This is a genomic window from Kitasatospora sp. NPDC101157 (genome assembly GCF_044768255.1).
Lineage (GTDB): Bacteria > Actinomycetota > Actinomycetes > Streptomycetales > Streptomycetaceae > Kitasatospora.
Genome location: NZ_JBIWPL010000037.1, coordinates 42,740 through 69,050, shown reverse-complemented (window position 1 = coordinate 69,050; position 26,311 = coordinate 42,740). Strand labels below are relative to the sequence as shown.

The window sequence follows — 26,311 nt, the reverse complement described above, 5'->3', positions numbered from 1 at the left end:
ACCCGGAAGCTAAGCCTCACAGCGCCGATGGTACTGCAGGGGGGACCCTGTGGGAGAGTAGGACGCCGCCGAACAATCATTCAGAAAAGCCCCTGGCCCAATCGGATCAGGGGCTTTTCGCATTTCCGGTGACGTATCGTCGGTACATGGACGATCAGACAGCGGTCATAGCGAGCAACGTGCTCAGCCCCGCGCAGCGCGACGGCGCCCTGCGTGTTCTGGCGGAGGCCCAGGCGGTCGACGGCCGGGCCGCAGTGTCCGAGCAGGGTCGGCTCCGGCTGCGGAACGCCGAGACGCCCCGCCCGGGCGTCACCCATGTGATCGGGAGCGAGAACGGCTCCGTCGTGGGCTACGGACAGCTCGAAGTGCCGGAGGCCCCGACCGCCGATCCCGCCGCGGAGCTGGTGGTCGACCCCGCCGCCCGTGGCCGTGGCCTGGCCCGTCCGCTGGTCGACGCGGTACTGGCCCAGGCCCACCGGGCCGGCCGGGACGCGGTGGACTTCTGGGTGCACGGGGGCCACCCGGCGGCCCGGCACCTGGCGGCGGCGTACGGGGCGGAGCTGGTCCGCGAGCTGCGGCAGATGCGCCGCACCGGCGCGCAGACCGAGGCCGTGCCCGTCCCCGAGGGGATCGAGCTCCGGACCTTCCGTCCGGGGGAGGACGACGCCGAGTGGCTGCGGCTGAACGCCCTGGCCTTCGCCCACCATCCGGAGCAGGGCTCCTGGACGGAGCAGGACCTGGCCGAGCGGCTCGCCGAGCCCTGGTTCGACCCGGCGGGCTTCTTCCTCGCCACCCGGGACGGCAAGGTGGTCGGCTTCCACTGGACGAAGGTGCACCCGGCCACCGCCACCGAGCCCGAGCTCGGTGAGGTCTACGTCGTCGGGGTGGATCCGGCCGAGCAGGGCAGCGGCCTCGGTCGGGCACTGACCGCGACGGGTCTGCGCCACCTGACCGGGACAGGCGCGGGCGAGCGCGGACTCTCGACCGTCCTCCTCTACGTCGACGCCGACAATCCGGCCGCCGTCCGGGTATACGAGCGACTGGGGTTCACCATCCACGAGGTGGACCTCATGTACCGGGCCCCGTACCGGGCGGACCGGCCGACCCAGGCCCCCGCCTGATCCCGTCCGCACGCACCCCCACCCACGAACCCACGCCCCCCACCCACATCCGAAGCCCCACCCGCACCCACAACCGCACCCAGGCCGGCCACGGCCCAGCCGTAACGGGACGGTCGCGGGCGAGGGACGGACGACCGCGCCGCCCCTTGCCCCGACCGACTCAGCTTTCCTCCTGGCCATGCGGTGTTTACCGTGGATTCAATTGCTGCCGCGAAGATCACAGGATGAAGTCCGTAGTGTCTCGCTCGTGCAGAGTCGACCGCCATTCGTCGGCCGGTCCTGTACGGACCGCGCCCGGTGGGTGGGCGCTGTCCCCGGGGAAGCCCCGGGGCGAGGACGACGGCCCGCAGAGCCATCCGCATCCGGACGCCGTCCTGCTGGAGGAGCTGGAACCCATGAGCATCCCCCGCCCCGTCCCTGCCCCGCTGGCGCCCACGGCCAGGATGTCCGGTGCGCTGGGCATCCCGCCGGAGCTGCCGGCCACGGACGAGCAGGAGTACGAAGCACTGCCGCAGGGCCGCTTCCTGGACCGGGAGCGGAGCTGGCTCGCGTTCAACGAGCGCGTCCTGGAGCTGGCCGAGGACGCGGGGATCCCGCTGCTGGAACGGGCGAAGTTCCTGGCGATCTTCGCCAGCAACCTGGACGAGTTCTTCATGGTCCGGGTGGCCGGTCTCAAGCGCCGGATCGCCACCGGCGTCGCCCAGCGCAGCGCGTCGGGTCTCCAGCCGCGTGAGGTGCTGGACCTGATCTGGACCCGCTCGCGCGAGCTGATGGCCCGCCACGCCGCCGCGTTCCAGCAGGAGGTGCTGCCGGACCTCGCCGCCGAGGGTATCGAGGTGGTGCGCTGGCCGGAGCTGGCCGAGAAGGAGCAGGCCCGGCTGCACACCCTGTTCCGGCAGCAGATCTTCCCGGTGCTGACCCCGCTGGCGGTCGACCCGGCACACCCCTTCCCCTACATATCGGGGCTCTCGCTGAACCTGGCCGTGGTCGTCCGCAACCCGGTGTCCGGCCACAAGCACTTCGCGCGCGTCAAGGTGCCGCAGTCGCTGGCCCGCTTCCTGGAGGCCTCGCCCCAGCGGTACGTCCCGCTGGAGGACGTCATGGGCGCGCACCTGGAGGAGCTCTTCCCGGGGATGGAGGTGCTGGCCCACCACGCCTTCCGGGTCACCCGCAACGAGGACCTTGAGGTGGAGGAGGACGACACCGAGAACATCCTCAAGGCCCTGGAGAAGGAGCTGATGCGGCGGCGTTTCGGCCCGCCGGTCCGGCTGGAGGTCGAGGAGTCGATCGACCCCTACATCCTGGACCTGCTGGTGCGGGAGCTGAACATCACCGAGGCGGAGGTCTTCCCGCTGCCCGGGCCGCTGGACCTGACCGGGCTGTTCGGGATCGCCGACCTGGACCGGCCGGAACTCCGCTACCCGAAGTTCGTGGCGGGCACGGCCCGCGGGCTGACCGACGTCGAGTCCGCCTCCCAGCCGGACATCTTCGCCGCGATGCGCGAGCGCGACGTCCTGCTGCACCACCCGTACGACAGCTTCTCCACCTCGGTGCAGGCCTTCCTGGAGCAGGCCGCCGCCGACCCGGACGTGCTGGCGATCAAGCAGACCCTGTATCGCACCTCGGGCGACTCCCCGATCGTGGACGCGCTGATCGACGCGGCCGAGTCCGGCAAGCAGGTACTGGTCCTGGTCGAGATCAAGGCGCGCTTCGACGAGCAGGCCAACATCAAGTGGGCCCGCAAACTGGAGGAGGCCGGCTGCCACGTGGTCTACGGCCTGGTCGGGCTGAAGACCCACTGCAAGCTGTCGTTGGTGGTCCGTCAGGAGGGCGACACCCTACGGCGCTACTCGCACGTCGGCACCGGCAACTACCACCCGAAGACGGCCCGGCTCTACGAGGACCTCGGCCTGCTCACCTCCGACCCGCAGGTCGGCGCGGACCTCTCGGACCTGTTCAACCGGCTGTCCGGCTACTCGCGCCGCGAGTCCTACCGCCGGCTGCTGACCGCCCCGCGCGGGCTGCGGGACGGTCTGGTCTCGCGGATCCACAACGAGATCGCCCACCACCGGGCGGGCCGGCCCGCGTACGTGAAGCTCAAGGTCAACTCGATCGTCGACGAGGCGGTGATCGACGCGCTCTACCGGGCCTCGCAGGCCGGGGTGCCGGTGGACGTCTGGGTGCGCGGGATCTGCGCGATCCGGCCGGGGGTGCCGGGGCTGAGCGAGAACATCCGGGTGCGCAGCATCCTCGGGCGCTTCCTGGAGCACTCCCGGATCTTCGTGTTCGGCAACAACGGCGATCCCGAAGTGTGGATCGGCAGCGCCGACATGATGCACCGCAACCTGGACCGCCGGATCGAGGCGCTGATGCGGATCACCGACCCGGCGCACCGTGCCGAGCTGTCCGGGCTGATCGACCTCGGGGTGTCGGACGAGACCGAGTCCTGGCACCTCGGGCCGGACGGCGCCTGGGACCGCCACTCGCAGGACGCCGAGGGCCGGCCGCTGCGGCACGTCCAGGACCTGCTGATCGACTCGCGCCAGCGCCGCCGGGCCGCCACCCCGCGCTGACGCGTCCACTGATGCGAGCCGCCGGAGCGGTCGGGGCCGAAGGCCCCGAGGGGACCCGTTCCGGCGGTCGGCCACCAGCCCCGGGGAAGGGCCCCGGGGGAACGGGGATCAACCACGCCATGACCGATGCGCCGATGACGGCCCGGGCGGCCGCCACAGCGACCGCCGGGGACATCCTTTCCCACCAACTCACCGCCCAGGCAGGAGCGTTCCTGCGCGCCCTGCCGCTCGCGGTGGGCGAGGTCGGCGCCAGACCGGGCTCGGCGGCGGCCGTTCCGTCGAGCGGCACCGCCGACCTGCTGCGGGCGGTGCGCCGGATCGGCGGGCTGCTGCACACCTTCGGCGCCGTGTTCGAGCAGGGCTGGGCGCAGGAGTCGCGTACCGAACTCCGCTGGCTGCTCAACCTGTTGGCGCTGGAACCCGGTTACGTCCGCCGCTCGGTCCGGCTGCTGGGCGCGGTGGACTCGCTCAGCGGCACCGACCCGGAGGGCACCGGAATGCTGGCCGGGCACGCGGGCGCCCCGAAGGCGCGGGCGCTGTTGGACCGGCAGTTGACCCTGGCCCGGACCAGAGCGCACTCCACCGTCCTCCAGGAGCTGCGGTCGGCCCGGCTGCACGCGCTGGCGGACCGGATGACCCTGCTGGTCGGCGAGGCGCCGCTGCTGGAGACGGCCGACGGCCCGGCGTCGGCGGTGCTGCTGCCGCAGGCGGCGGCCGCGTTCACGGCGCTGTCCGCGAGCGCCCAGCAGCTGCCGCTGCAGCGGGCCGCGACGCCGTACGGCGGGGACGGGCTGCGCCGGCTCGGCGCGGTGCCTCCCGCCTTGCCCGCCTACGGGCAGGAGGTGCCCGCGGCGCGGGTCGCAACGGCGGACGCGGACTCCGCGCTGGCGGCCGACGACGCGCCCTGGTTCCGGCTGCGGATCCTGGTGAAGCGGGCCCGGTACGCGCTGGAGGTGTGCGGCCGTCCCTCCTCCGAACTGGACGAGCTGGACACGGTGCTGGACCGGCACCAGGAAGCGGCGGACGCCGCGGTCACCGCCGCCACCGCGGCGCGCACCCCGAGGATCACCCCCGCGACCGCCTACGTGCTGGGCGTGGTGCATGCTGATCAGCGACTGGAGGTGGAGGCGGCGCGGTACGCCTTCGGCCGCCGGTGGACCGACCTCCCGCCCGGCCCGGACGGCTGGCTGGAGATCCCCCCTGCCGAGGGCTGGGGGCATTCCCCCGCACCACGGACGGCCTGAATTGCACGAGCGCCTGAGCACCGGGCCCAGCAGCCCGAACGTCGGGCAGAGCCGCCCGCACCCCGGCCGGCGGGTGGAGGCGCCCTCGACCGGGACGGGCCGCGCCCCGGTGATCCTGGCGGCGGGGGCGGTGCTCTGGCTGCCCGGGAAGCCCAAGCCCGACGGACGGCTGGGCCGGCCGCGGATCGCGGTGATCCACCGGCCGAAGTACGACGACTGGAGCCTGCCCAAGGGCAAGCTCGACCCGGGCGAGGGCGTGGTGGAGGCGGCGCTGCGCGAGGTGGCGGAGGAGACCGGCTTCCGCTGCCTGCTCGGCCCGGAGCTGCCCGCCCAGCACTACCTGGCGCAGGGCCGCCCGAAGGAGGTCCGGTACTGGGCGGCGGTGCCGACCGGCGGAGCCTTCCGGCCGAACCGCGAGGTCGACCGCCTGGAATGGCTGCCGGCGGGCAAGGCCCGGGCGCGGCTGACCCACGACCGCGACCGGTTGCTGGTCGACGCCCTGCTGGCGATCCTGGGGGAAAAGCCCGTACGGACGGGCGAGGAGCCGCGGGGGCGGGAGCGGTCGGAGTGATCTCCCCGCGCCCTCACCGTGACGCAACCGTTACTACGTGACGTAGTTTCCTGTCATCCGTTCGAGGTTCACTCCCCGTTCACTTGCGACCGGCTGCCGCGTCACTTACCCGGCCTAACTTCGGGACCACCGGAGGGCCGAACGGGCCCCGGACCACAGCAAAACCCGCGCTCGGCCGTGTCCGCACGGCCTGCGCGACGGGCAATGCCACAGAAAGGGACACCCCTGTGAAGCTCCAGCGGAACGGCCGCTCCAAGGCCCTCGCCATCGGTGCCATGGCGCTCGTCAGCTCGCTGTCGCTCGCCGCCTGCGGGTCGGACAACAACACCAACTCGTCGTCCGGCGGCTCCAACGGCACCTCCGCTGCCGCTGCCGCCATCAACTGTGGCAAGCCCGGCACGCTGCTCGGCGCGGGTTCGACCGCCCAGGCCCCCGCGATCGACGTGTGGAAGACCACCTTCGGCGCCTCCTGCTCCGGCACCACGGTCAACTACAGCGGCGGCGGCTCCGGTGCCGGCGTCCAGCAGTTCAACCAGGGCAAGGTCGCCTTCGCCGGCTCCGACTTCGCCCTCAAGCCCGCCGACGTCGACGCCTCCAAGGCGGTCTGCACCGGCGGCAAGGCGATCGACCTGCCGATGGTGGCCGGCCTGGTCTCGCTGGTCTACAACGTGGACAACGTCGACAACCTGGTCCTGGACGGCCCGACCGCCGCCAAGATCTTCGACTCGCAGATCACCAAGTGGAACGACCCGGCCATCGCCGCCCTGAACCCGGGCGCCAAGCTGCCGGACGCCGAGATCCAGACCTTCCACCGGTCGGACGACTCCGGCACCACCTTCAACCTGACCTCCTACTTCGCCAAGACCTCCGGCGGCGCCTGGAGCGCCGAGCCGAGCAAGGCGTGGAAGGGCAAGGGCGGCCAGTCCGCCAACGGCAGCGCCGGCGTCTCCGCCCAGATCAAGCAGGTCAAGAACTCGATCGGCTACGCCGAGCTGTCCTACGCCCAGACCAACAACCTGAAGAGCGCCAAGATCGCCACCGGCGCCGCTCAGCCGGTCGAGGCGACCGCCGCCAACGCGGCGAACACCATCGCCTCCTCCACCGTGTCGGGCACCGACGGCGACCTCGCCCTCTCCCTGGACTACGGCACCAAGGCCGACAACGCCTACCCGATCGTCCTGGTGACCTACGAGATCGCCTGCGACAAGGGCAACAAGGCCGAGACCCTTGACACCCTGAAGTCCTTCCTGACCTACACCATCAGCGACGCCGCCCAGAAGTCGATCGGCGACAAGGGCTACGTCCCGATGCCGGCCGCGATCGGCGACAAGGTCAAGGCCGCCGTCGGCACCCTGGCCTGACCCGACAGGACCCCCGGTGGGACGGCCCCGTGAGCGAGGGGGGCAGGGGCCGTCCCGCCGGAGCACCACCATCCAGCACCAACGTCCGGGGCACCGCCGCCATGGTGCCGACCCCCTTCCGGGGCGGCACCACCAGACCGGAGTAGACCAATGACTTCATCCTCCCCTGCCGCCCCGCGAGGCAGGGAACGCCGACCGCGCGACAGCCGCGTCGGCGACAAGATCTTCATGAACCTCGCCCGCGGTGCGGGCATCCTGCTGCTGGTCATCATGGCCGCGATCGCCGGCTTCCTGGCCTGGCGCTCGGGCATGGCCCTCAGCAACAACGACGGCAACTTCCTCACCACCTTCGAGTGGATGCCGGACGCCCCGAAGCCGGTCTTCGGCATCGCCGTCCTGGCCTTCGGCACCGTCGTCAGCGCCCTCATCGCGATGGTGATCGCCGTTCCGGTGGCCATCGGGATCGCGCTGTTCATCTCGCACTACGCGCCGCGCCGGATCGCCCAGCCGTTCGCCTACCTGGTCGACCTGCTCGCCGCCGTCCCCAGCATCGTCTACGGCCTGTGGGGCGCGCTGTTCCTGGTCCCGCACATGGACGGGCTGACCAGCTGGCTCAACCAGTACCTGGGCTGGACGTACCTGTTCGACCAGACCAGGACCGGTACTCCGCGCAACCTGTTCACCGTCGGCATCCTGCTGGCGATCATGATCCTGCCGATCATCACCGCGGTCTCCCGCGAGGTGTTCCGCCAGGTGCCGCGGATGCACGAGGAGGCGGCGCTCGCCCTGGGCGCGACCCGCTGGGAGATGATCCGCACCGCGGTGCTGCCGTTCGGCCGCCCCGGCATCATCTCGGCCTCCATGCTCGGCCTCGGCCGGGCGCTCGGCGAGACCATCGCGGTCGCGGTGGTGCTCTCCGCCAACAGCGTCCTGTCGCTGCACATCCTGGACGCGGGCGGCGGCACCTTCGCGCAGAACATCGCGCTGAAGTTCGCCGAGGCCGGCAACAACGGCCGCGACGCGCTGATGGCCTCCGGCCTCGTCCTGTTCGTGATCACCCTGCTGGTGAACGGTGCCGCGCGACTGATCATCGCCCGCCGCAAGGAGTACTCGGGGGCCAACGCATGACCACCCTGACGACCGTCCCCGAGGACGCCCGGCCGCAGGTCGGCCCGAAGCTGACCGCCAACCGGCTGCCCAGGTGGACCCCGCCCGTCGTCGCGGCCGGCTCGATCGCGGTCGGCTGCGTGATCGGCGCCGCCGCCGGACTCCGGAGCCACCTCCAGTGGGGCCTGATCTCGGCGCTGCTCTTCCTGGTCGGCGGCTACCTGATCTCGGCCCAGGTCGAGGGCCGCCGCCAGGCCAAGGACCGGTTCGCCACCTCGGTGGTCTGGGTCGCCTTCATCCTGGCCGTCGTCCCGCTGGTCTCGCTGACCGTCTACACGGTCCAGCAGGGCATCGCCGTGGTGAACGGGAACTTCCTGAGCCACTCGATGAAGGGCGTGATCCAGTCCGGCCCCGGCGGCGGCATCTACCACGCGCTGCTCGGCACCCTCCAGCAGGTCGCCCTGGCGACCCTGATGGCCGCCCCGCTGGGCCTGCTGACCGCCGTCTACCTCGTCGAGTACGGCCGCGGCCGGCTCGCCAAGGCCGTCACCTTCTTCGTCGACGTCATGACGGGCGTCCCGTCCATCGTCGCCGGCCTGTTCATCCTCTCGCTGTGGAACCTCGCCCTGGGCTTCAGCTACTCCGGCTTCTCGGGCAGCCTCGCGCTGGCGATCCTGATGATCCCGGTCGTGGTCCGGTCCACCGAGGAGATGCTCAAGCTCGTCCCGAACGAGCTGCGCGAGGCCTCGTACGCCCTCGGCGTGCCGAAGTGGAAGACCATCCTGCGGATCGTCCTCCCCACCGCGATCGGCGGCATCACCACCGGCGTGATGCTCGCGGTCGCCCGCATCACGGGCGAGACCGCCCCGGTGATGATGCTGGTGTTCGGCGCCGACTACATCAACAGCAACCCGTTCGACGGACCGCAGCAGTCCCTGCCGATGTACATCTGGCAGCAGTACTCGGTGGTCAACAACGACTTCGGCTACGCCCGTGCCTGGGGCGCCGCGCTGGTGCTGATCGCCTTCGTGATGGGGCTCAACCTCATCGCCCGGGGCATCGCACGCTGGCGCTCGCCCAAGGGCGGACACTGAGCGACCGACTGACGTACGAAGACAGACGAGAGAAGCAACGATCATGGCCAAGCGCATCGACGTCAGCGGACTGTCGGCCTACTACGGCACCACCAAGGCCATCGAGGACATCTCGATGAGCATCGAACCCCGCTCGGTGACCGCCTTCATCGGCCCCTCCGGCTGCGGCAAGTCCACCTTCCTGCGCACCCTCAACCGGATGCACGAGGTGATCCCCGGCGCCCGGGTCGAGGGCAAGGTCCTCCTGGACGACGAGAACCTGTACGCCTCCAACGTCGACCCGGTCGCCGTGCGCCGCTCCATCGGCATGGTCTTCCAGCGCCCGAACCCGTTCCCGACCATGTCGATCTACGACAACGTGGTCGCCGGGCTCAAGCTCGCCGGCGTGAAGAAGAAGTCCGTCCTGGACGACGTGGTGGAGCGCTCGCTGAAGGGCGCCAACCTCTGGAAGGAGGTCCACAACCGGCTGAACAAGCCGGGAGCCGGCCTCTCCGGCGGTCAGCAGCAGCGCCTGTGCATCGCCCGCGCCATCGCGGTCGAGCCCCAGGTCCTGCTGATGGACGAGCCCTGCTCCGCGCTCGACCCGATCTCCACCCTCGCCATCGAGGACCTGATCGGCGAGCTGAAGTCGCAGTTCACCATCGTCATCGTCACCCACAACATGCAGCAGGCGGCCCGCGTCAGCGACCGCACCGCCTTCTTCAACCTGGCCGGCGTCGGCCAGCCGGGCAAGCTGATCGAGCTGGACGACACCCAGCGGATCTTCTCCAACCCGTCGGTGCAGGCGACCGAGGACTACATCTCCGGCCGCTTCGGCTAGTCCGGACCCCAGCTGTCCCGCGGTGCTGCATGGCGGTGCCGCCGCGGGGCATGAAGAAGGGCCCGCCCCCCGAGATGTGGGGGGCGGGCCCTGTCTGCTGCGTGCCGACCGGTGAATACCGGCCGTTCCGGCGGGCTCAGCCCCAGAACAGGTGGACGAACCAGTACACCAGCGCCGCGACGGCGGCGGCCGCCGGCATCGTGATGAACCAGCCGAGCACGATGTTCTTCGCGACGCCCCAGCGCACCGCGCGGAGCCGCTTGGTGGCCCCCGCGCCCATGATCGCCGCGGTGATCACGTGGGTGGTGGAGATCGGTGCCTTGAAGACGAACGACGTGATGTACATGACCGCCGAGGAGGTGGCCTCGGCCGCGAAGCCCTGCGGCGGGTCCAGCTCGATGATCTTGCGGCCGAGCGTCCGCATGATCCGCCAGCCGCCCGCGTAGGTGCCCAGCGAGAGCATGGTCGCGCAGGAGATCTTCACCCAGACCGGGATGTCCCCGGTGGTCTGGTGGCCGGAGATGGTCAGCGCCATCACCACGATGCCCATGGTCTTCTGGGCGTCCTGGAGGCCGTGCGCCAGCGCCATCGCGGCGGCCGAGGCCGTCTGGGCTACCCGGAAGTTGCGCTTGGCCCGGTGCGGGTTGGCCCGGCGGAAGATCCACAGGATCGCCAGCATCACGATGAAGCCGCCGATCAGGCCGACCACCGGCGAGAGGATCATCGGGACGATGATCTTGTCGATGACCCCGCTCCAGATCACCCCGATCCCGCCGGCCAGCGCCGCGCCCACCATGCCGCCGAACAGCGCGTGCGAGGAGGAGGACGGCAGGCCGAAGTACCAGGTGACCAGGTTCCAGGCGATCGCCCCGACCAGGGCGGCGAACAGGATCGCCATCCCCTGGTTCCCCTGGGGGGTCTCGATGATCCCCTTGGAGACGGTGTGCGCCACCCCGCTGCCCAGGAAGGCGCCGGCCAGGTTCATCACGGCGGCCATCGCGAGCGCGGCCCTCGGGGTCAGCGCCCGGGTGGAGACCGACGTGGCGATGGCGTTCGCCGAGTCGTGGAAGCCGTTGGTGTACGTGAAGAAGAACGCAACGCCGATGACGGCGATGAGTGCTGCCATGTCCACGAGGGTCAGGACTCCTTGACCGCGATGGTCTCCACCGTGTTGGCGACGTGCTCGAAAGCGTCCGCCGCCTCCTCAAGGACGTCCACGACCTGCTTCAGCTTGAGCACCTCGATGGCGTCGTACTGGCCGGAGAACAGGTGGGCGAGCAGCTTGCGGTGGATCTGGTCGGCCTGGTTCTCCAGCCGGTTGACCTCGATCCAGTACTCGGTGAGGTTGGACATGCTGCGCAGGTTCGGCATCGCCTCGGCGGTGAGCTCGGCGGCGCGCGCCAGCACCTCGATCTGCTGCTCGATGCCCTTCGGCAGGGTCTGGATGTCGTAGAGGACGACCAGGTCGACGGCCTCCTCCATGAAGTCCATGATGTCGTCCAGCGACGAGGCGAGGCTGTAGATGTCCTCGCGGTCGAAGGGCGTGATGAAGGAGGAGTTCAGCTGGTGGAAGACGGCATGGGTGGTGTCGTCCCCGGCGTGCTCGGCGGCGCGCATGCGCTCGACGATCTCCGCGCGGGCCGACACGTCTGATCCCAGCAGTTCCAGCAGGAGCTTCGATCCGACGACGAGGTTCTCCGCGGCGGCGGCGAACATGTCGTAGAAACTCGTCTCCTTCGGGGTCAGGCTAAAACGCACGGAAATCTCCGATGTGCGGGGTAGGGACTGAACGATGCTAGGTGCAACCGAGCGCGATCGCGCAAACGGGGTGGTGAGCAGGGAGGCGGAACCTCCCCTTCCGTTCGGCTGCCGAACCGGCCGACCCGGCCGACCCGGACCGCACGGCCATGTGCGGACGTGATCCCCCAGTCTGACGGAACCTCGCCACGATTGCCCCCCTCCTGCGCGCGAGGGACCCGGGGCGCCGCTCAGACGGGTGAACCCCGCCGCGACCCCCGCCAGGCCGTTCGGCACATGCCGGGTGGGCCGTCGGAACACCACGGAGGGCCAGGGTGTTGGACACTGGTGGCCGACGCAGCCACCAGGCACTCAGACGAAGGCGGGCCGATGACCACGACGCAAGCGCGCACCGAACCGGACCACGCGCCCGGCACCGACCCGCACGCCGGAACCGCCGCCGCGGCGCACGGGAGCGGGCACGGCCCGCACGGCTACAGCGCGCAGAAGGACGCCCACCTCAAGCGGCTGCGCCGGATCGAGGGCCAGGTCCGCGGACTCCAGCGGATGGTCGACGAGGACGTCTACTGCATCGACGTGCTCACCCAGGTCTCGGCCAGCACCAAGGCCCTGCAGTCCTTCGCGCTCTCCCTGCTGGAGGAGCACCTGCGGCACTGCGTCGCCGCGGCCGCCGAACAGGGCGGCGTCGAACTGGACGCCAAGGTGGCGGAGGCGTCGGCCGCGATCGGCCGACTGCTGCGCAGCTGAGCCCGGCCCCGCACGGCCGGCCCGCCCGGCGGCCGTCAGCCGTCGCCCTCCCGCTCGGTCCGGGCCGGGTCCACCCGGTCCAGCAGCACCTCGTCGATCCGCTCGGTCGGCAGCCGGTCACCGGCGCTGGCCGTCGCGGCGATCATCAGCTCGCCGGCCAGGTCGATCTCGTCGAGGGCCGCGTCGTCGTGGCCGCCGCTGCGGCCGCCCGTGGACACCACCTGCACCACCCCTTCAGTGCCTCGCCAGCCCGGGCGGCAGCCACCCGACGTCCAGCCTAGGCACTCCGGGGCCCGTCCACATGGCACGGACGGGCCATCTCGGCGCCGCCGAAACGGGTGGCCGTCGCTCCCCGCGCGGCCACCCGCCCGACGGCCTACTTCGGGCTCTCCGAGGGCTTCATCTGGTAGATGTCCGAGGCCGGCGGCTCGGCCGCCTCGACCGGCTTGCCGAAGTCCGACAGCGAGGTGGTGGAGGTGACCTTCACCTGGTCCTTGGCCTCCTTGGACCCGGCCACCCCGGCGAAGGTGAACACCTCGACCACCTTGTGCAGCCGGCCCTGGTCGTCCAGCCAGACGTCGTACGGGACCTCCTTGACGGTGAAGGTCTGCCCGCCCATCCGCAGGCCGTCCCCGCCCCGGCCACCGGTGGCCTCGGCCGCCTTGGTCAGGTCCAGGGTGCCCCGGTAGTGGTGCAGCGGCGTGCCGTCCACGGTCTCGGTGCCCACCAGGTCGGCCTTCTGCACCCCGCGCAGCGCACCCGCCGCCGAGGCCGGGTCGGTGGCACCGCTGCTCACCAGGTTGCCGTCCGGCAGCTGGCGCACGTCCAGCTTGACCCACTTGCCCTCGGGCACCTTGGCCCCGCTGTTCTGCAGGTAGACGGTTCCCGGCAGGACCACCTCGACGATCTTCCCGGTGGTCGCCGCGCCCGGCGGCACCTGCACCTCCAAGCGGCCGATCCGCTTCACGTAGTCGTAGCCGCCGCTCCCGCTGAACGAGGCCTTCTTGTCGGCGGACTCGGTGACCAGCTCGGTGGCGGTGTGCGCCGAGCCGGTGCGGCCGGTGATGTCGGCGGCGTTGCGCACCGCCGTCAGCGGGTCCGCGGCCAGCTGGTCGGCGACGGCCGACTGCTGGTCGGAGGAACCGCCGCCGGTGCGGCCCGAGCAGCCGGCGGCGCCCGCGGCCAGGGCGGTGGCGAGCAGGGCGGCCCCGGCCGCCGCGCGCAGGTGCGGCCCCGGACGGCGCGCCGGCCGCCCGGTTCGCTGCTGGTCGGTCATCTTCATCCTCGCGACAACCCCCTCGGGCCCGACTGCCCTGCCACACCCCTCGGGTGGGCAGAGCTCTTTTCGGGCAAACGAGTTGAGCCGCGAAGGGTTACGGGGAGCCGGGGAACCCGGGCGTCGCGCACCGGCCGTCCGGCGCGTTACGGTGAACCACGTGCACAGTGAGCTGCCGACCGTCCCCGGCACCACCCGGATGCCCGAGCACCGCGTCGCGGTCAGCGAACGCGGTTCCTTCGCCTTCGCGACCTGCAGCTGCGGCTGGTACTCCGCCGCCCGCCGCTCCCGTGACCTGGCCCGCCGCGAGGCGGCCGACCATGCCGCCGACTACGGCGGCGGGCCCACGGACTAGTTGGGCCGGGGGCCGGGGTCAGGCCGCCAGGTCCGACTCCGGCGGCTGCTCCTCGGAGCGCACCGCCCCCCGCCCGCGCCGACGGCCGCGCTGGGCCGCGCCGCGGGCCGCACCGCCGCGCTCCGACGCCCGGATCAGCGGGGCGACCGCCGTCCGGCCCAGCGCGTGGCAGAACGGGACCAGCACCGCCATCGCGATCGGCGCCAGCAGCAGCACCACGGCGACGGCGAGCGCGTAGCCGCCGATCACGTCGGTCGGGTAGTGGACCCCCATGAACATCCGGCAGAAGCCCTGCAGCAGGGCCAGGCCCCCGGCGATCCAGCCCAGCCTTCGGTTCACCAGGAACAGCGACACCGCGACGGCCATCGTCATGGTCGAGTGGTCGCTGACGAAGGAGTGGGTGCCGGCCTTGCCGTCCACCAGCACCAGCAGCCCGGGGTGGTCGACGAAGGGCCGCGGCCGGTCCACGATCGCGGCGATCGGCAGGTTGGCCAGCTCGGCGACGGCCACCGAGAGCGGCACCCAGAGCAGCCCGGCGATCGCCACCGGCGCGTCCGGACGGCGCCTGGCCTGCAGCCAGCCCACCAGCCCGAGCACCGCGAGGCCGATCAGGATGCCGTACTCGCCGATCCACGAGACCAGGTGGTCGAGCCACTGGGGGGAGCTCTTGGCCAGGTCGTTGACGGCGTAGAGCAGGCCGAGGTCGGGGTTGGTCGTGTCGGCAAGCGGCGTCGACACGCCGCACCTCCTTCTGGTCCGCTGTACCTGTGCGTTTCCGCCGGGGCCCGCCCCGCTCAGAACGCTGACGGAGGGCCACCGGACCCAACGTCATCGCCGGGACACAGCGTTCCACGGAAACGCCGGGTTATGGAAACTTGACTCAGCGTCCACAGCCCGCACACAGACCGACGGACGACTCGGTCGGCCCCGCCGGTTCCACCCGTGCGATCAGGGCCGTCCCACCGCCGTCGGGGCGGGCGGGGCGGCGGCCGCGGGGCGGCCGGTGGCGGCAGGCGCCGTGGTGCCGGGCCGGCTCGGGGGCTGGACCGCGCCGTTGCCGTTGTTGTCGCGGGTCGGCAGCGCCTGGGCGCCGTCCGAGGTCACCCGGGTCGCCCCGATGTACTCCCTGGTGTCGATCTTGTCGTAGCGGATCACCGCCCCGGTGTGCGGTGCGTTGATCATGTAGCCGCCGCCGACGTAGATCCCGACGTGGTGGATGCTCCGCGGATCGCTCAGGTCCGTCGCGAAGAACACCAGGTCCCCCGGCCGCAGCTGATCGCGCGACGGGTGCGGCCCGGCGTACCACTGGTCGTTGGCCACCCGGGGCAGCTCGATGCCCACGGTCGCGAACGCCGCCCTGGTGAGCCCCGAGCAGTCGAACTGCCCGTTCTGCGAGGACAGGCCCTCGCCGCCCCACAGGTACGGCGTGCCGAGCTTGGTCTGGGCGAAGTAGATCGCGCCGGCCGACTGCGCGGACACCTCCACCGGCGCGGTCGGCGCGGCGAAACTGCGGGCCATCGCCTGGATGTTCCGCACGTAGCCCTGGGTCTCCTTGTACGGCGGGATCCCCCCGTTCTTCGTCACCGCGTACGGGCCGGCGTTGTAGGCGGCCAGCAGGTTGGCCTGGGGGTCGCCCGGCACCCCGGAGACGTCCTTGGCCAGCGCGCAGTCGTACACCGCCGCCGTGGCGATCGCGTCGTACGGGTTCCAGACGTCCTTCTTGCCGTCCCCGTCACCGTCCGTGGCGTACACCGGCCAGGTGCCCGGCATGAACTGCGCCATTCCCTGCGCCCCGACCGGCGATTGGGCCCTCGGGTCGAAACCGCTTTCCTGGTACAGCTGCGCCGCGAGCATCGGCGCGGAGATCTCCGGACAGAGCGATCCCCACTTCTGGAAGGCGTCCTGATAGGCCGCCGGGACCGTTCCGGGAGAGAGCGCCGAGCGATTCGCCGACTGCTGCGGCGTCCCACCGGCCGCATACGTCCCCATCGTCACCAGACCGAGGAACCCGAACGCGACAACTCCCGCCGCAGCGGCGGCCGTACCGGCCTTCCGGAGTACCATCAGCACCATCCCGACGAATCGTCAGTCGAAGTGTCCCGGAAGGCGTTGCTCACCGCAATCATCAGAGATACAAAGAGTGAGCGCTATCCTTCGTACGGTGGACATCCTCGCGTACGTGTCCGACGCCTCACGACCAATCCGCGAGAAGTAGCCAAGTCGACATCAGATCTGGCCAAGAATAGGCACCGACCCTTCGCGCGGGCGGGGTCAGGGCCCTTGAATTTGCCTGATCGGGCGGTGAGATGGAAATGAACCTGAGCAGCGTGCACACCTATGCGGTCGGCCACCTGGCCGAGGACCCCCCCAAGAAGCCGAGCATCGACACCATCATCGGCGGGATCGCCCCCGACTGGGGCCCGTTCGCGACCCTCGGGTCGGAAGCCCGGGTGATGGTCGAGGTCATCATGGCGCTCGCCATCATCCTCTGCCTCGGCATCGCGGCCTGGGGCGCGGCCAAACAGCGGATCGGCGCGACCGCGATGCGCGACAGCTTCGGTGCCGAACAGGGCAAGGGACTGATCATCGCCGGGCTGACCGGCGTGTTCATCATCGGATCACTCGGCACTCTGTTCACCATTGTCTACGGCATGGCGATCTGACGATCGGACAACTAGGACACCTCGGACAGTAGTGACCCGGACCGGCTGAGGGCAGGTTCCCCGCCCGGACCCCACCAGTGGCCGACCAGCCAGGACTCCACCCCCGTTCCCACCCTCCGTCCGCGCCCGCCCCCGGCCGGAGGGCCCCCGGAGCCGCCCCGGCTCCCCGCACCAGGAGGGCCGCCGTGCCGTTGTCCGACGACCAGCCGCACACCCGTACGCGGCTGCCGGTCGACGAACAGCCCTCCGCCCCGGCGAGCCCCCGTCAGTCCCGGCCGATCCGCGCGCTGCTGACCGTCCTCGTGGTCGTCACCCTGCTCGTCGTCGCCATCTCCATCGCCAACCGCGGCAAGCCCGGCAGCGGCGGCGGCAGCTCCTCCGACCACGCCGCGACCGGCACCGGCTCCGGCGCGGGCCCGGCGCCCAGCGGCGACCAGCCCGTCGGCACCACCGTCAACGGCATCGCCTCCGGCTTCCCGCACAGCGACCAGGGCGCCCAGTCGGCCGCCGCCAACTACGCGGTGGCGATCGGGTCCGCGGACATGTTCCGCACCGACAGCCGCCACACCATCATCGCCACCATCGCCGACCCCGGAGCGGCGGGGGCGCTGCAGGGCCGGCTGGACCAGGGGTTCTCACCGGAGACGGCAGCCCGGTTCGGTGTTGACGCACAGGGGCGGGCCCCCAAGGGGTTGACTTTCGTCAGCCGGACGATCCCGGTCGGGACCAAGAGCAACGGCTACACCGCGGACAGCGTCAAGGTCGACGTTTGGTGCAACGGCCTCTTCGGACTGGCCGGCGAGCGGTCGACCAAGCCGGTCTCCGAGGAGTGGTTCACGCTCAACCTCAGCCTGCGATGGACCGGAACGGATTGGAAGCTCACTGACTTCAGCCGAGTGGCGGGCCCGGCTCCTGTCCCGCCGGACCAGCAAGCCGCGACCGCGGAGGAGATCACTGGTGCCGTCGAGCAGTTCGGAGGCTTCCGCTATGCCCGCTGACGGTAACTCGGGCCTTGTCCGCCGGGTCGTCGGCCGTGTGACGGGGATAACGCTGTTCGGCGTCTTCTCTGTCGTGTTGGCGACCAACCGTGCGATGGCGGACCCATCGCCCAACCCCAGTGCCGGGGTTAGCAACACGGCGTGTCCGGGAGTTCCGCTCCCTGGGAACGACGTGTACTGCGCTCCGCCCGGGGGCGGTGCGCTCCCCGGGAGCGGCACCGTGGGGACCGTGACCGACCCGCTCGGGTCGCTGGCCAAGGGCTGTGCCCAGGCGGCGGCGTGGGTGGTGCGGAAGTTGTCCGGGGCGATCGACGGGACGACGGCGGTGGACTTCACCAACCAGTCGTTCCTGCAGCAGTACGCCGTGGTGTTCGCGGTGTCAACGGTGATCACGCTGGTGCTTTGGCTGCTGGCGGTGACCAAGCGGGCGGTGCGGGGGGCGCCGCTGACGACGGCGGTCTCGGAGGCGGTCGGCTTCCTGTGGCTGACGGTGGTGGCCTCCGCGTTCACGCCGCTGATCCTGTTCACCGTGGTGAGCGTGACGGACGGGCTGACCAAGGCGATCGCGGTCGGGACGAAGTCGGACACCGGGACGTACCTGAGCGGCTTCGCGGACACCCTGGAGAAGGGGGACGTCGGCGGCGGCCCGCTGATACTGGTGATCGTGTCGCTGGTGGCGGTGCTGGCGGCGGCGGTGCTCTGGATCGAGCTGGTGATCCGGGCGGCGATGCTGTACGTGGGGGCGCTGCTGGGGACGGCGGTGTACGCGGGGCTGGTGGACCGGCAGTTGTGGAAGCACGTACGCCGGTGGGCCGGGATGATGCTGGCGGTGGACCTGGCGAAGCCGATCATCGTGATCATCCTGGGTCTGGCGGGCGCGGTGGCGACCGGCGCCGGGGCCAACGACGACTTCGCCCGGGTGCTGTCCGGGCTGGCGATCCTGTTCCTGTCCATCTTCGCGAGCGCCGCGGTGTACCGCTTCGTGCCGACCTTCGGCGACGAGATGCTGAACATGCGCCGGGCCCGGGCGAGCGCGGTGCAGGCCGGCTCGGCAATGATCAACGGCACCGCGAACCTGATGAAGCAGGGCATCACCACCCACGGCGACCGCGGTCCGCAGGCGGCGGGTGCGGGTGGTGGCGGTGCGGGCGGTGGCTCGGTCGCGCCCGGCATCGCCGCGCACGCCGGCCGGACGCCGGCCCCACCGCCGCAGGCCGGGCCGCCGCAGGCCCCGGTTCCGATCCGCGACAGCAATCCAGCGAAGGGAGGGTGACGGGTAAGTGAGCAGTGAACCGCTCGGCCAGTACGGAGCCCAGTACGCCCAGCCGTACGTGCACCAGCGCCGCACCTACCTGATCGGCAAGGCCCGCCCGAACGCGCCCATCGGCCGGAACCGGGAGTCCGGCGAGATCCTGCTGATCATCTTCGGTGCGTTCGTCGGGATGCTCTGGGGCCTGTTGATGCCGGTCCTGCCGCTGCGGATCGCCGGTCTGCTCGGCCTGCCCCTGCTGGCCATAGCGGCGGTCTACGTGCCGTACCGCAAGCGGACGTTCTACAAGTGGGTGGAGATCAACCGCACCTACCGCCGGACGGTCCGCAGCGGGCGCGGGGTGTGGCGTTCGGACGCGATGGACGCGGGCACCCGGATGGACGGCCGGGAGGTGGAGATCGGCCCGCCGCCCGGGGTGGGGCGGCTGCGCTGGCTGACCGCGCCGTTCGGGCCGGACGAGGTCGGGGTGCTGATGCACCTGGAGCGGCGGACGGTGACGGCCGCGATCGAGATCGAGGGCCCGGGCGTCGGGCTGCGGGACTCGGAGGACCAGGAGGCGCTGGTCGACCGCTTCGGGACGCTGCTGAAGCACGTCGCCAACGGGGACGGCTTCGTGACCCGGCTGCAGATCCTGGCCCGCACCCTGCCGGCCGACCCGGACGCGCACGCCAAGGACGTGGAGCGGCGCGGCGACCACGACGCCCCGCGCTGGCTGCAGGAGTCGTACGACCAGCTGCAGTCGATGGTGTCGACCTCCTCGGAGCAGCACCGGGCGTACCTGGTGGCCTGCATGCACTACACCCGTGACCTGGCGGCCGAGGCGCACGCGATGGGCCGCAGCGCCTACGAGAAGCGCGCGGCCGGCGGTCCGTCCCGGGACGACGACGGGCTGGCGGCCGTGATGGCCCGCGAGCTGACCGACATCTGCGCCCGGCTGGCCGAGGCGGACATCCGGGTGCGCCAGCCGCTGGGCCAGGCGCGGCTGTCCTCGCTGCTGCACTCGATGTACGACCCGGACCACCCGATCGACCACATCCAGGCGATGTCCCGGCGCAACGCCTGGCCGGCCGAGCTGGACGCGACCCACCCGCAGTACCTGACGGCGAAGACCCGCGAGTCGGCGACCCGGGAGCCGTGGTGCCACGCCACCGCGTGGATCAAGGAGTGGCCGCTCACCCCGGTGGGCGTCAACTTCCTGGCCCCGCTGCTGGTGCACACCCCGGACGTGATCCGGACGGTCGCGGTGACGATGGACCTGGAGCCCACCGACGTCGCGATCGAGCGGATGCTGACGGAGAAGACCAACGACGAGGCGGAGGCCAGCCGTGCGGCCAAGATGAACCGCACCGTCGACCCGCGCGACCTGGCCCACACCGGCCGGGTGGACCAGCGCGGCGACGACCTGGCCTCCGGCGCGGCCGGGGTGAACCTGGTCGGCTACATCACGGTCTCCTCGCGCAATCCCGAGGCGCTGGCCCGCGACAAGCGGACCATCCGGGCGTCGGCCGGCAAGAGCTACCTCAAGCTGGAGTGGTGCGACCGCGAGCACCACCGGGCGTTCGTCAACACCCTGCCGTTCGCCACCGGCATCCGCCGCTGACCGCCGCGCCCGTCCGTCCGCACCGCACCCGTCCACCCCTACCGCTGGCACCAGGAGGCCGCCCATGGCGCTCGGCAACCTCACCGACGCGTTCACCAGCCTGTTGTTCGGCAAGGTGGAGACCACCCGGCTGCCGGTACGCACCTCGACCGGCCAGGCGCAGGCGGTCTACCTGCCGACGGCCGCACCGGGGCTCGGCGACTCGGGCGTGATCATCGGGCGCGAGGTGTACAGCGGCAAGGGCTACGTGTACGACCCCTTCCAGCTGTACGGGCAGCAGCTGCCGGCCCCGCACTGGCTGGTGCTGGGGGAGTCCGGCAACGGCAAGTCGGCGCTGGAGAAGACCTACGTACTGCGGCAGTTGAGGTTCCGTGACCGGCAGGTCGTGGTGCTCGACGCCCAGGGCGAGGACGGCGTGGGCGAGTGGAACCTGATCGCCGACGCGCTGGGCATAAAGTCGATCCGGCTGGACCCGATGGCGGCCCGGGACGGCGGGGTGAAGCTCAACCCGCTGGACCCGGCGATCACCCAGACCGGGCAGCTGTCGTTGCTGCGCACCATCATCGAGGTGGCGATGGGGCGCGGGCTGGAGGAGCGGGCGGGCTTCGCGCTGAAGGCCGCCCACGCCCATGTGGTGGCCACGGTGAAGGACCGCCAGCCGGTGCTGGACGACATCATCGACACCCTGCGCAACCCCGAGCTGTCCTCGGTGGAGTCGCTGGGCGTGGCGGTGGACGAGGTGCAGTCCTGGGGCCTGGACGTGGCGCTGGTGCTGGACCGGCTGGTCGACGGTGACCTTCGCGGCATGTTCGACGGCCCGACGACCGACGGCATCGACCTGGACGCGCCGCTGATCGTCTTCGACCTCTCGCACATCGACCGCAACTCGATCGCGATGCCGATCCTGATGGCGATCGTCGGGGTGTGGCTGGAGCACACCTGGATCCGGCCGGACCGGAAGAAGCGCATCTTCCTGGTCGAGGAGGCCTGGCACATCATCAACAGTCCGTTCGTGGCCCAGCTGTTCCAGCGGCTGCTGAAGTTCGGCCGACGGCTCGGTCTCTCGTTCGTCGCGGTGGTGCACCACCTGTCGGACGTGGTGGACGGTGCGGCGGCCAAGGAGGCCTCGGCGATCCTGAAGATGGCCTCCACCCGGACGATCTACATGCAGAAGGCCGAGGAGGCGCGGGCCACCGGCCGGGTGCTGGGTCTGCCGCGCTGGGCGGTGGAGATCATCCCGACCCTGTCGCCGGGCATCGCGGTGTGGGACGTCAACGGCAACGTCCAGGTGGTGAAGCACATCATCACCGACACCGAGCGGCCACTGGTGTACACCGACCGCGCGATGACCGAGGACGCGGTGGCCGAACGGACTCGGGCAGAGCGGCAGTTGGCGGCAGAGCCGGGGGTCTGACCGTCCGTCGTCAGCCGGGTCGGCCGGTCGTACGCAGGCTGCCCGTCCCGGCCCTGTCGCGATGGTTCGTCAGCAGGTAATGCTCTCGTTACGTTCGACGTCCTGACAGCTACGCGCGTTGACCCTAGGCTGCACTCGCGCACCTCATCGCGCACGCCCGGTGTCCTCAACCGCCGCGCGGTCCTTCGAGTGCAGGGGTTCCCTCATGCTCACCGTCAGATCCCGACGGGCGGCGTTCGCCGTCGTCGCCGCCGCAGGTCTGTTCGGCACGGTGGTCGTGCCGACGGCCGCTCAGGCCGCCGACGCCAACGCCAAGCGTCACAAGACCGTCAACCTCCAGCTGCTGGCGATCAACGACTTCCACGGCAACCTGGAGCCCCCGGTCGGCTCCTCCGGCACGATCAAGGAGGTCGACCCGGCCACCGGCCAGGTGGTCTCGACCCCGGCCGGTGGCATCGAGTACCTGGCCACCGAACTGCGCAAGGCGCGGATCCCGGCCGACGACTCGATCACCGTCGCGGCCGGCGACATCGTCGGCGCCAGCCCCCTCACCTCGGCGCTGTTCCACGACGAGCCGACCATCGAGGCGATGGACAAGCTGGGGCTGGACGTCACCTCGGTCGGCAACCACGAGTTCGACCAGGGCGCGGCGGAGCTGCTGCGCAAGCAGGAGGGGGGCTGCCACCCGACCGACGGGTGTTACGAGCCCGGCCGCACGTTCAAGGGCGCCAACTTCAACTACCTGTCGGCCAACGTCACCGACGAGAAGACCGGCAAGACCCTGCTGCCGCCGTACTGGGTGACCAAGTCCCAGGGCGTGAAGATCGGCTTCATCGGCGTCACCCTGGAGGGCACGCCGAACATCGTGACCGCGGAGGGCATCAAGGGCCTGAAGTTCGCCAACGAGGTCACCACGATCAACAAGTACGCCGCGGAGCTCAAGGCCAAGGGCGTCAACTCGATCGTCGCGCTGATCCACGAGGGCGGCTACCCGGCCAGCGGCGTCTACAACTACGACTGCGGCCCGGCCGGCCAGGGCATCTCCGGCCCGATCGTCGACATCGCCAGGAAGATCGACCCGGCCGTCGGCGCCATCGTCACCGGCCACACCCACAACGCGTACGCCTGCGAGATCCCGGACCCCAACGGCGTGCCGCGCTCGGTCACCAGTGCCGCCTCCTTCGGCCGGCTGTTCACCGAGATCGACATGAAGCTGGACAAGAACACCGGCGAGATCGTCCGTCCCTCGGTCAAGGCCGAGAACCACGTGGTACGCCGCACGGTCCCGAAGGCGCCCGACATGACGGCGCTGATCGACCATTACGCCAAGCTGGCCGCCCCGATCGCCAACCGTCCGATCGGCTACATCTCCGCGGACATCAACGGCCGCGGCAGCAGTGACCTGGAGAAGCCGCTCGGGGACGTGATCGCGGACGCGCAGCTGGAGGGGCTCGCCCCGGGCCCCAAGGGCGGGGCGCAGGTCGCCTTCATGAACCCCGGGGGACTGCGCTCCGACCTGGTGTACAAGGCCTCGGGCAGTGAGGGCGACGGCGTGGTGACCTACGGCGAGGCGTTCACCGTCCAGCCGTTCACCAACATGATGCAGGTCAAGACGCTGACCGGCGCCCAGCTGGTCCAGCTGCTGCAGCAGCAGGTGAGCGGGCTCAACGACGCGGCGCCGAAGGTCCTCCAGGCGTCCTCGAACCTCCACTACACCCTGGACATGCGCAGGACCGGCGCGGACCGGGTGGTCGTGGACTCGATCCGGCTGAACGGCGCGCCGGTCGACCCGGCCGCCAAGTACCGGGTCGCGGCCAACGAGTTCCTGGCCGGCGGCGGCGACGGCTTCCCGGCCTTCGCGGCGGGCACCGACAAGCTCGTCGGCGCCTCCGACCTGGACGTCTTCACGGCCTACCTGGCGGCCCACAGCTCGGCGGCCTCGCCGCTGAAGCCGCCGGCGCATGACCGGATCAAGGTCCTCGGCCCGGGCAGCGACATCGACTGACCGTGAGCCGACGATGAGGACGGGCGGGGCGCTGTCGGGGCGCCCCGCCCGTCCTGTTTCCCGGCTATTCGGGGACGGGGCCGCCCGGCAGTCGTACGGTGGCCAGGGCGCCGGGGCCGCCGTCCTCGGCCGGGCCGAGGGTGACCTCGCCGCCCGCCTCCCGGACGCTCTGCGCGACGATCGACAACCCGAGGCCGGAGCCGGGCAGTTGGCGCGAGGAGGGGGAGCGCCAGAACCGGTCGAAGACGTACTGCAGCTCGTCCGGCGGGATGCCGGGGCCGTGGTCACGGACGGTCAGCACGCCTTGGTGGAGGTGGACTTCGATCGTGCCGCCGGGCGGGCTGTACTTGACCGCGTTGTCCAGCAGGTTGATCACGGCGCGCTCCAGGCCGGCCGCGTCTCCGTGGGTGTACCAGGGCTCGGTGCTCACCTCGAAGACCAGCCCGGGGCCACGGAGCTTCGCCCGTTCGACGGCCCGGCCGACGATCTCGTGCAGGGCGACCACGGTGAGGCTGGGGCCGGCCTTCGGGGTGTCGGGGCGGGACAGCTGGAGGAGGTCGCCGATCAGGACGGTGAGTTCCTGCATCTGGGCCTTCATGTTGCCCAGCAGCTTGGTCTTGGTCGCCGGGGGCAGCGGGCGGCCGGTGTCGTTGCTGCGGATCAGCAGGTCGACGTTGGTGCGCAGGGAGGTGAGGGGCGTCCGCAACTCGTGGCCGGCGTCGGCGATCAGCCGGGTCTGGCGCTCGCGGGAGTTGGCGAGGGCGGTGCTCATCGAGTTGAAGGAGGTGGACAGGCGGGCGATCTCGTCCTCGCCGCGCACCGGGATGGTGGTGCCGACCTCCTCGGTCCGGGCGATGTGCTCGACGGCGTCGGTGAGCCGGTCGACGGGCTTGAGGGAGGAGTGGGCGACGAGACGGCCGGCGACGGCGGCGAGGAGGATGCCGCCGAGGGAGACGGAGGCGAGGAGGATGGCGAGGCCCTGGAGGGAATCCTCGATGGGCAGGGTCGGGGTCGCGACCATGACGAGAACCGGGCCGACGTTGTGGTTCTGGACGGCGGTGATGCGGACGACGGCCGGGTCGCCGTTGGCGTAGCTGCCGTCGCGGACGATCGACTGGCCCGGCTTGAGGTGGTAGGCCTTTGCGTCGCCCGGCTCGGTCAGCACCGCCCGGCCGCCGCGGTCGATGAAGCAGACCTGGCCGGTGTTCGAGAGGACGAACTGGACGTCCCTGAACGGAGTGCTGCCCTCGGACGCCGAGGTGCCCTGCGGTGTCGGCGTCTCCTGCGGGGAGTTGGCGCAGTACAGGACGGACGGGACACCTCGGGGCTGCGGTGCGTTGAGCAGTTCCGTCCTGACCTGGCCGTACAGCTGTCGCTCCACGATGAACCAGCACGCCAGCGCCGACAGCGCGATGGCCACCGCCACCGCCGCCGCGCTCAGGAAGGTGAGGCGGCCGCGCAGCGAGCGGGAGCGGTACCAGTGGACGATCCGCTCGCGTCGGCCCGGGGTGCGCGGCGGCACCAGCGGCGGGGGCGGAACTGTGTTCACGCGCCGGCGCCGGCGGCCGGGCGCAGGGCGTAGCCGACGCCGCGTACGGTCTGGATCAGGCGCGGCATGCCACCCTGCTCGGTCTTGCGGCGCAGGTACATCACGTACACGTCCAGGGAGTTGGAGGAGGGTTCGAAGTCGAAGCCCCAGACCGCCTTGAGGATCTGCTCGCGGGTGAGGACCTGGCGGGGGTGGGCGAGGAACATCTCCAGCAGCATGAACTCGGTGCGGGTGAGTTCCACCGGCTTGCCGGCGCGGGTGACCTCGCGGGTGGCGGTGTTCATCCGCAGGTCGCCGAAGGCGAGCACCTCGCTGTCGTCCTCGGCGGCGGCGCGGGCGGCGGCCTCGGTGGCGAGGGCGTTGCGGCGCAGCAGGGCGCGGACGCGGGCGAGGAGTTCGTCGAGTTCGAAGGGCTTGGCGAGGTAGTCGTCGGCGCCGACGTCGAGGCCGGTGACGCGGTCGCCGACGGCGTCGCGGGCGGTGAGCATCAGGACGGGGACGGTGTCGCCGCGGGAGCGCATCCGGCGGACGGCGGTGAGGCCGTCCATCCGGGGCATCATGATGTCCAGCAGGACGAGGTCGGGCCTGTCGCGTTCGACGGACTCCAGGGCCTCGTAGCCGTCGGTGGCGGTGGCGACCTCGTAACCCTCGAAGGCGAGGCTGCTCTCCAGGGCGTCCCGGAGGGCGGGTTCGTCGTCGACCACGAGGAGCCGGGCGGAGGGGTGGCCGGCCTCGGCGGTGGTGCGGTCGTCGGCGGACGGGGTCATGGGCTGGTGCCCTTTCTC

General features: G+C 71.2%; 24 protein-coding genes. 16 read left to right on the top strand and 8 right to left on the bottom strand.

The window, feature by feature from the left end; translation table 11 throughout:
- Positions 1-146: 146 nt before the first annotated feature.
- The 8 genes from mshD to pstB all read left to right on the top strand — a co-directional run bounded on the left by mshD (position 147) and on the right by pstB (position 9,891).
- Complete coding sequence (gene mshD, locus ACIRVF_RS39710; protein ID WP_402829341.1) at positions 147-1,121, top strand: mycothiol synthase; 975 nt, start codon at positions 147-149, stop codon at positions 1,119-1,121.
- Positions 1,122-1,516: 395 nt separating this feature from the next.
- Entirely contained in the window at positions 1,517-3,694 is a 2,178-nt protein-coding gene (locus ACIRVF_RS39705) for an RNA degradosome polyphosphate kinase (protein WP_402829339.1), read from the top strand.
- A gap of 119 nt (positions 3,695-3,813) precedes the next feature.
- Positions 3,814-4,938 carry a CHAD domain-containing protein gene (locus ACIRVF_RS39700; RefSeq protein WP_402829337.1) on the top strand — a complete coding sequence of 375 codons (1,125 nt, stop codon included), beginning with the start codon at positions 3,814-3,816 and terminating at the stop codon, positions 4,936-4,938.
- Between the two features lie 73 nt (positions 4,939-5,011).
- Positions 5,012-5,509: an NUDIX hydrolase gene (locus ACIRVF_RS39695; protein ID WP_402829346.1), complete on the top strand. Its 498-nt coding sequence runs from the start codon at positions 5,012-5,014 to the stop codon at positions 5,507-5,509.
- A gap of 227 nt (positions 5,510-5,736) precedes the next feature.
- Complete coding sequence (gene pstS, locus ACIRVF_RS39690; RefSeq protein WP_402829335.1) at positions 5,737-6,870, top strand: phosphate ABC transporter substrate-binding protein PstS; 1,134 nt, start codon at positions 5,737-5,739, stop codon at positions 6,868-6,870.
- Positions 6,871-7,020: 150 nt separating this feature from the next.
- Entirely contained in the window at positions 7,021-7,998 is a 978-nt protein-coding gene (gene pstC, locus ACIRVF_RS39685; RefSeq protein ID WP_402829333.1) for a phosphate ABC transporter permease subunit PstC, read from the top strand.
- Positions 7,995-9,071 (top strand): phosphate ABC transporter permease PstA, encoded by a 1,077-nt coding sequence (gene pstA, locus ACIRVF_RS39680; RefSeq protein ID WP_402829331.1) that lies wholly within the window; start codon positions 7,995-7,997, stop codon positions 9,069-9,071. Before pstC ends, pstA begins: the two co-directional genes overlap by 4 nt.
- A 43-nt stretch (positions 9,072-9,114) precedes the next feature.
- Positions 9,115-9,891, top strand: a complete 777-nt coding sequence (gene pstB / locus ACIRVF_RS39675; protein WP_270145081.1) for a phosphate ABC transporter ATP-binding protein PstB — start codon at positions 9,115-9,117, stop codon at positions 9,889-9,891.
- Between the two features lie 136 nt (positions 9,892-10,027).
- Here pstB and ACIRVF_RS39670 read toward each other — a convergent pair whose 3' ends face one another.
- Together ACIRVF_RS39670 and ACIRVF_RS39665 are read right to left on the bottom strand one after the other, a co-directional pair.
- Positions 10,028-11,023, bottom strand: a complete 996-nt coding sequence (locus ACIRVF_RS39670) for an anion permease (protein ID WP_402829329.1) — start codon at positions 11,021-11,023, stop codon at positions 10,028-10,030.
- 5 nt (positions 11,024-11,028) lie between these two features.
- The gene (locus ACIRVF_RS39665; protein WP_030059626.1) at positions 11,029-11,649 is read right to left on the bottom strand and encodes a DUF47 domain-containing protein; all 621 of its coding nucleotides are present in this window, start codon (positions 11,647-11,649) and stop codon (positions 11,029-11,031) included.
- A 369-nt stretch (positions 11,650-12,018) separates the two neighbouring features.
- Here ACIRVF_RS39665 and ACIRVF_RS39660 point away from each other — a divergent pair, with 369 nt between their 5' ends.
- Positions 12,019-12,396: a metal-sensitive transcriptional regulator gene (locus ACIRVF_RS39660; protein WP_402829327.1), complete on the top strand. Its 378-nt coding sequence runs from the start codon at positions 12,019-12,021 to the stop codon at positions 12,394-12,396.
- 35 nt (positions 12,397-12,431) lie between these two features.
- Here ACIRVF_RS39660 and ACIRVF_RS39655 read toward each other — a convergent pair whose 3' ends face one another.
- Positions 12,432-12,617 (bottom strand): hypothetical protein, encoded by a 186-nt coding sequence (locus ACIRVF_RS39655; protein WP_402829325.1) that lies wholly within the window; start codon positions 12,615-12,617, stop codon positions 12,432-12,434.
- A 155-nt stretch (positions 12,618-12,772) separates the two neighbouring features.
- Positions 12,773-13,672 (bottom strand): hypothetical protein, encoded by a 900-nt coding sequence (locus tag ACIRVF_RS39650; protein WP_402829323.1) that lies wholly within the window; start codon positions 13,670-13,672, stop codon positions 12,773-12,775.
- A 160-nt stretch (positions 13,673-13,832) separates the two neighbouring features.
- Between ACIRVF_RS39650 and ACIRVF_RS39645 the strand changes: the two genes are divergently transcribed.
- Positions 13,833-14,027: a hypothetical protein gene (locus ACIRVF_RS39645; protein ID WP_402829321.1), complete on the top strand. Its 195-nt coding sequence runs from the start codon at positions 13,833-13,835 to the stop codon at positions 14,025-14,027.
- Positions 14,028-14,045: 18 nt separating this feature from the next.
- Here the strand turns inward: ACIRVF_RS39645 and ACIRVF_RS39640 are convergent, their stop codons facing one another.
- Positions 14,046-14,765 (bottom strand): phosphatase PAP2 family protein, encoded by a 720-nt coding sequence (locus ACIRVF_RS39640; protein WP_402829319.1) that lies wholly within the window; start codon positions 14,763-14,765, stop codon positions 14,046-14,048.
- A gap of 210 nt (positions 14,766-14,975) precedes the next feature.
- A complete protein-coding gene (locus tag ACIRVF_RS39635) occupies positions 14,976-16,091 on the bottom strand; it encodes an NlpC/P60 family protein (RefSeq protein WP_402829345.1) in 1,116 nt (371 codons plus the stop codon).
- Between the two features lie 248 nt (positions 16,092-16,339).
- On the opposite strand from ACIRVF_RS39635, the gene ACIRVF_RS39630 reads away from it, so the two are divergent.
- The 6 genes from ACIRVF_RS39630 to ACIRVF_RS39605 all read left to right on the top strand — a co-directional run bounded on the left by ACIRVF_RS39630 (position 16,340) and on the right by ACIRVF_RS39605 (position 23,977).
- Positions 16,340-16,690, top strand: coding sequence for a hypothetical protein (locus ACIRVF_RS39630; RefSeq protein WP_046386924.1), 351 nt, complete (start codon positions 16,340-16,342; stop codon positions 16,688-16,690).
- A gap of 185 nt (positions 16,691-16,875) precedes the next feature.
- On the top strand, positions 16,876-17,688 hold the full coding sequence (locus ACIRVF_RS39625) for a hypothetical protein (protein WP_402829317.1): 813 nt from the start codon (positions 16,876-16,878) through the stop codon (positions 17,686-17,688).
- Positions 17,689-17,917: 229 nt separating this feature from the next.
- Complete coding sequence (locus tag ACIRVF_RS39620; RefSeq protein WP_402829315.1) at positions 17,918-18,961, top strand: hypothetical protein; 1,044 nt, start codon at positions 17,918-17,920, stop codon at positions 18,959-18,961.
- A 7-nt stretch (positions 18,962-18,968) separates the two neighbouring features.
- Positions 18,969-20,558 (top strand): SCO6880 family protein, encoded by a 1,590-nt coding sequence (locus tag ACIRVF_RS39615; RefSeq protein ID WP_402829313.1) that lies wholly within the window; start codon positions 18,969-18,971, stop codon positions 20,556-20,558.
- 64 nt (positions 20,559-20,622) lie between these two features.
- The gene (locus ACIRVF_RS39610; RefSeq protein WP_402829311.1) at positions 20,623-21,972 is read left to right on the top strand and encodes an ATP-binding protein; all 1,350 of its coding nucleotides are present in this window, start codon (positions 20,623-20,625) and stop codon (positions 21,970-21,972) included.
- 205 nt (positions 21,973-22,177) lie between these two features.
- Entirely contained in the window at positions 22,178-23,977 is a 1,800-nt protein-coding gene (locus ACIRVF_RS39605) for a bifunctional metallophosphatase/5'-nucleotidase (protein WP_402829309.1), read from the top strand.
- Between the two features lie 64 nt (positions 23,978-24,041).
- Here the strand turns inward: ACIRVF_RS39605 and ACIRVF_RS39600 are convergent, their stop codons facing one another.
- A complete protein-coding gene (locus ACIRVF_RS39600; RefSeq protein WP_402829307.1) occupies positions 24,042-25,526 on the bottom strand; it encodes an ATP-binding protein in 1,485 nt (494 codons plus the stop codon).
- Entirely contained in the window at positions 25,523-26,293 is a 771-nt protein-coding gene (locus ACIRVF_RS39595; protein ID WP_402829305.1) for a response regulator transcription factor, read from the bottom strand. The genes ACIRVF_RS39600 and ACIRVF_RS39595 overlap by 4 nt, the downstream gene beginning before the upstream one ends.
- Positions 26,294-26,311: the final 18 nt, after the last annotated feature.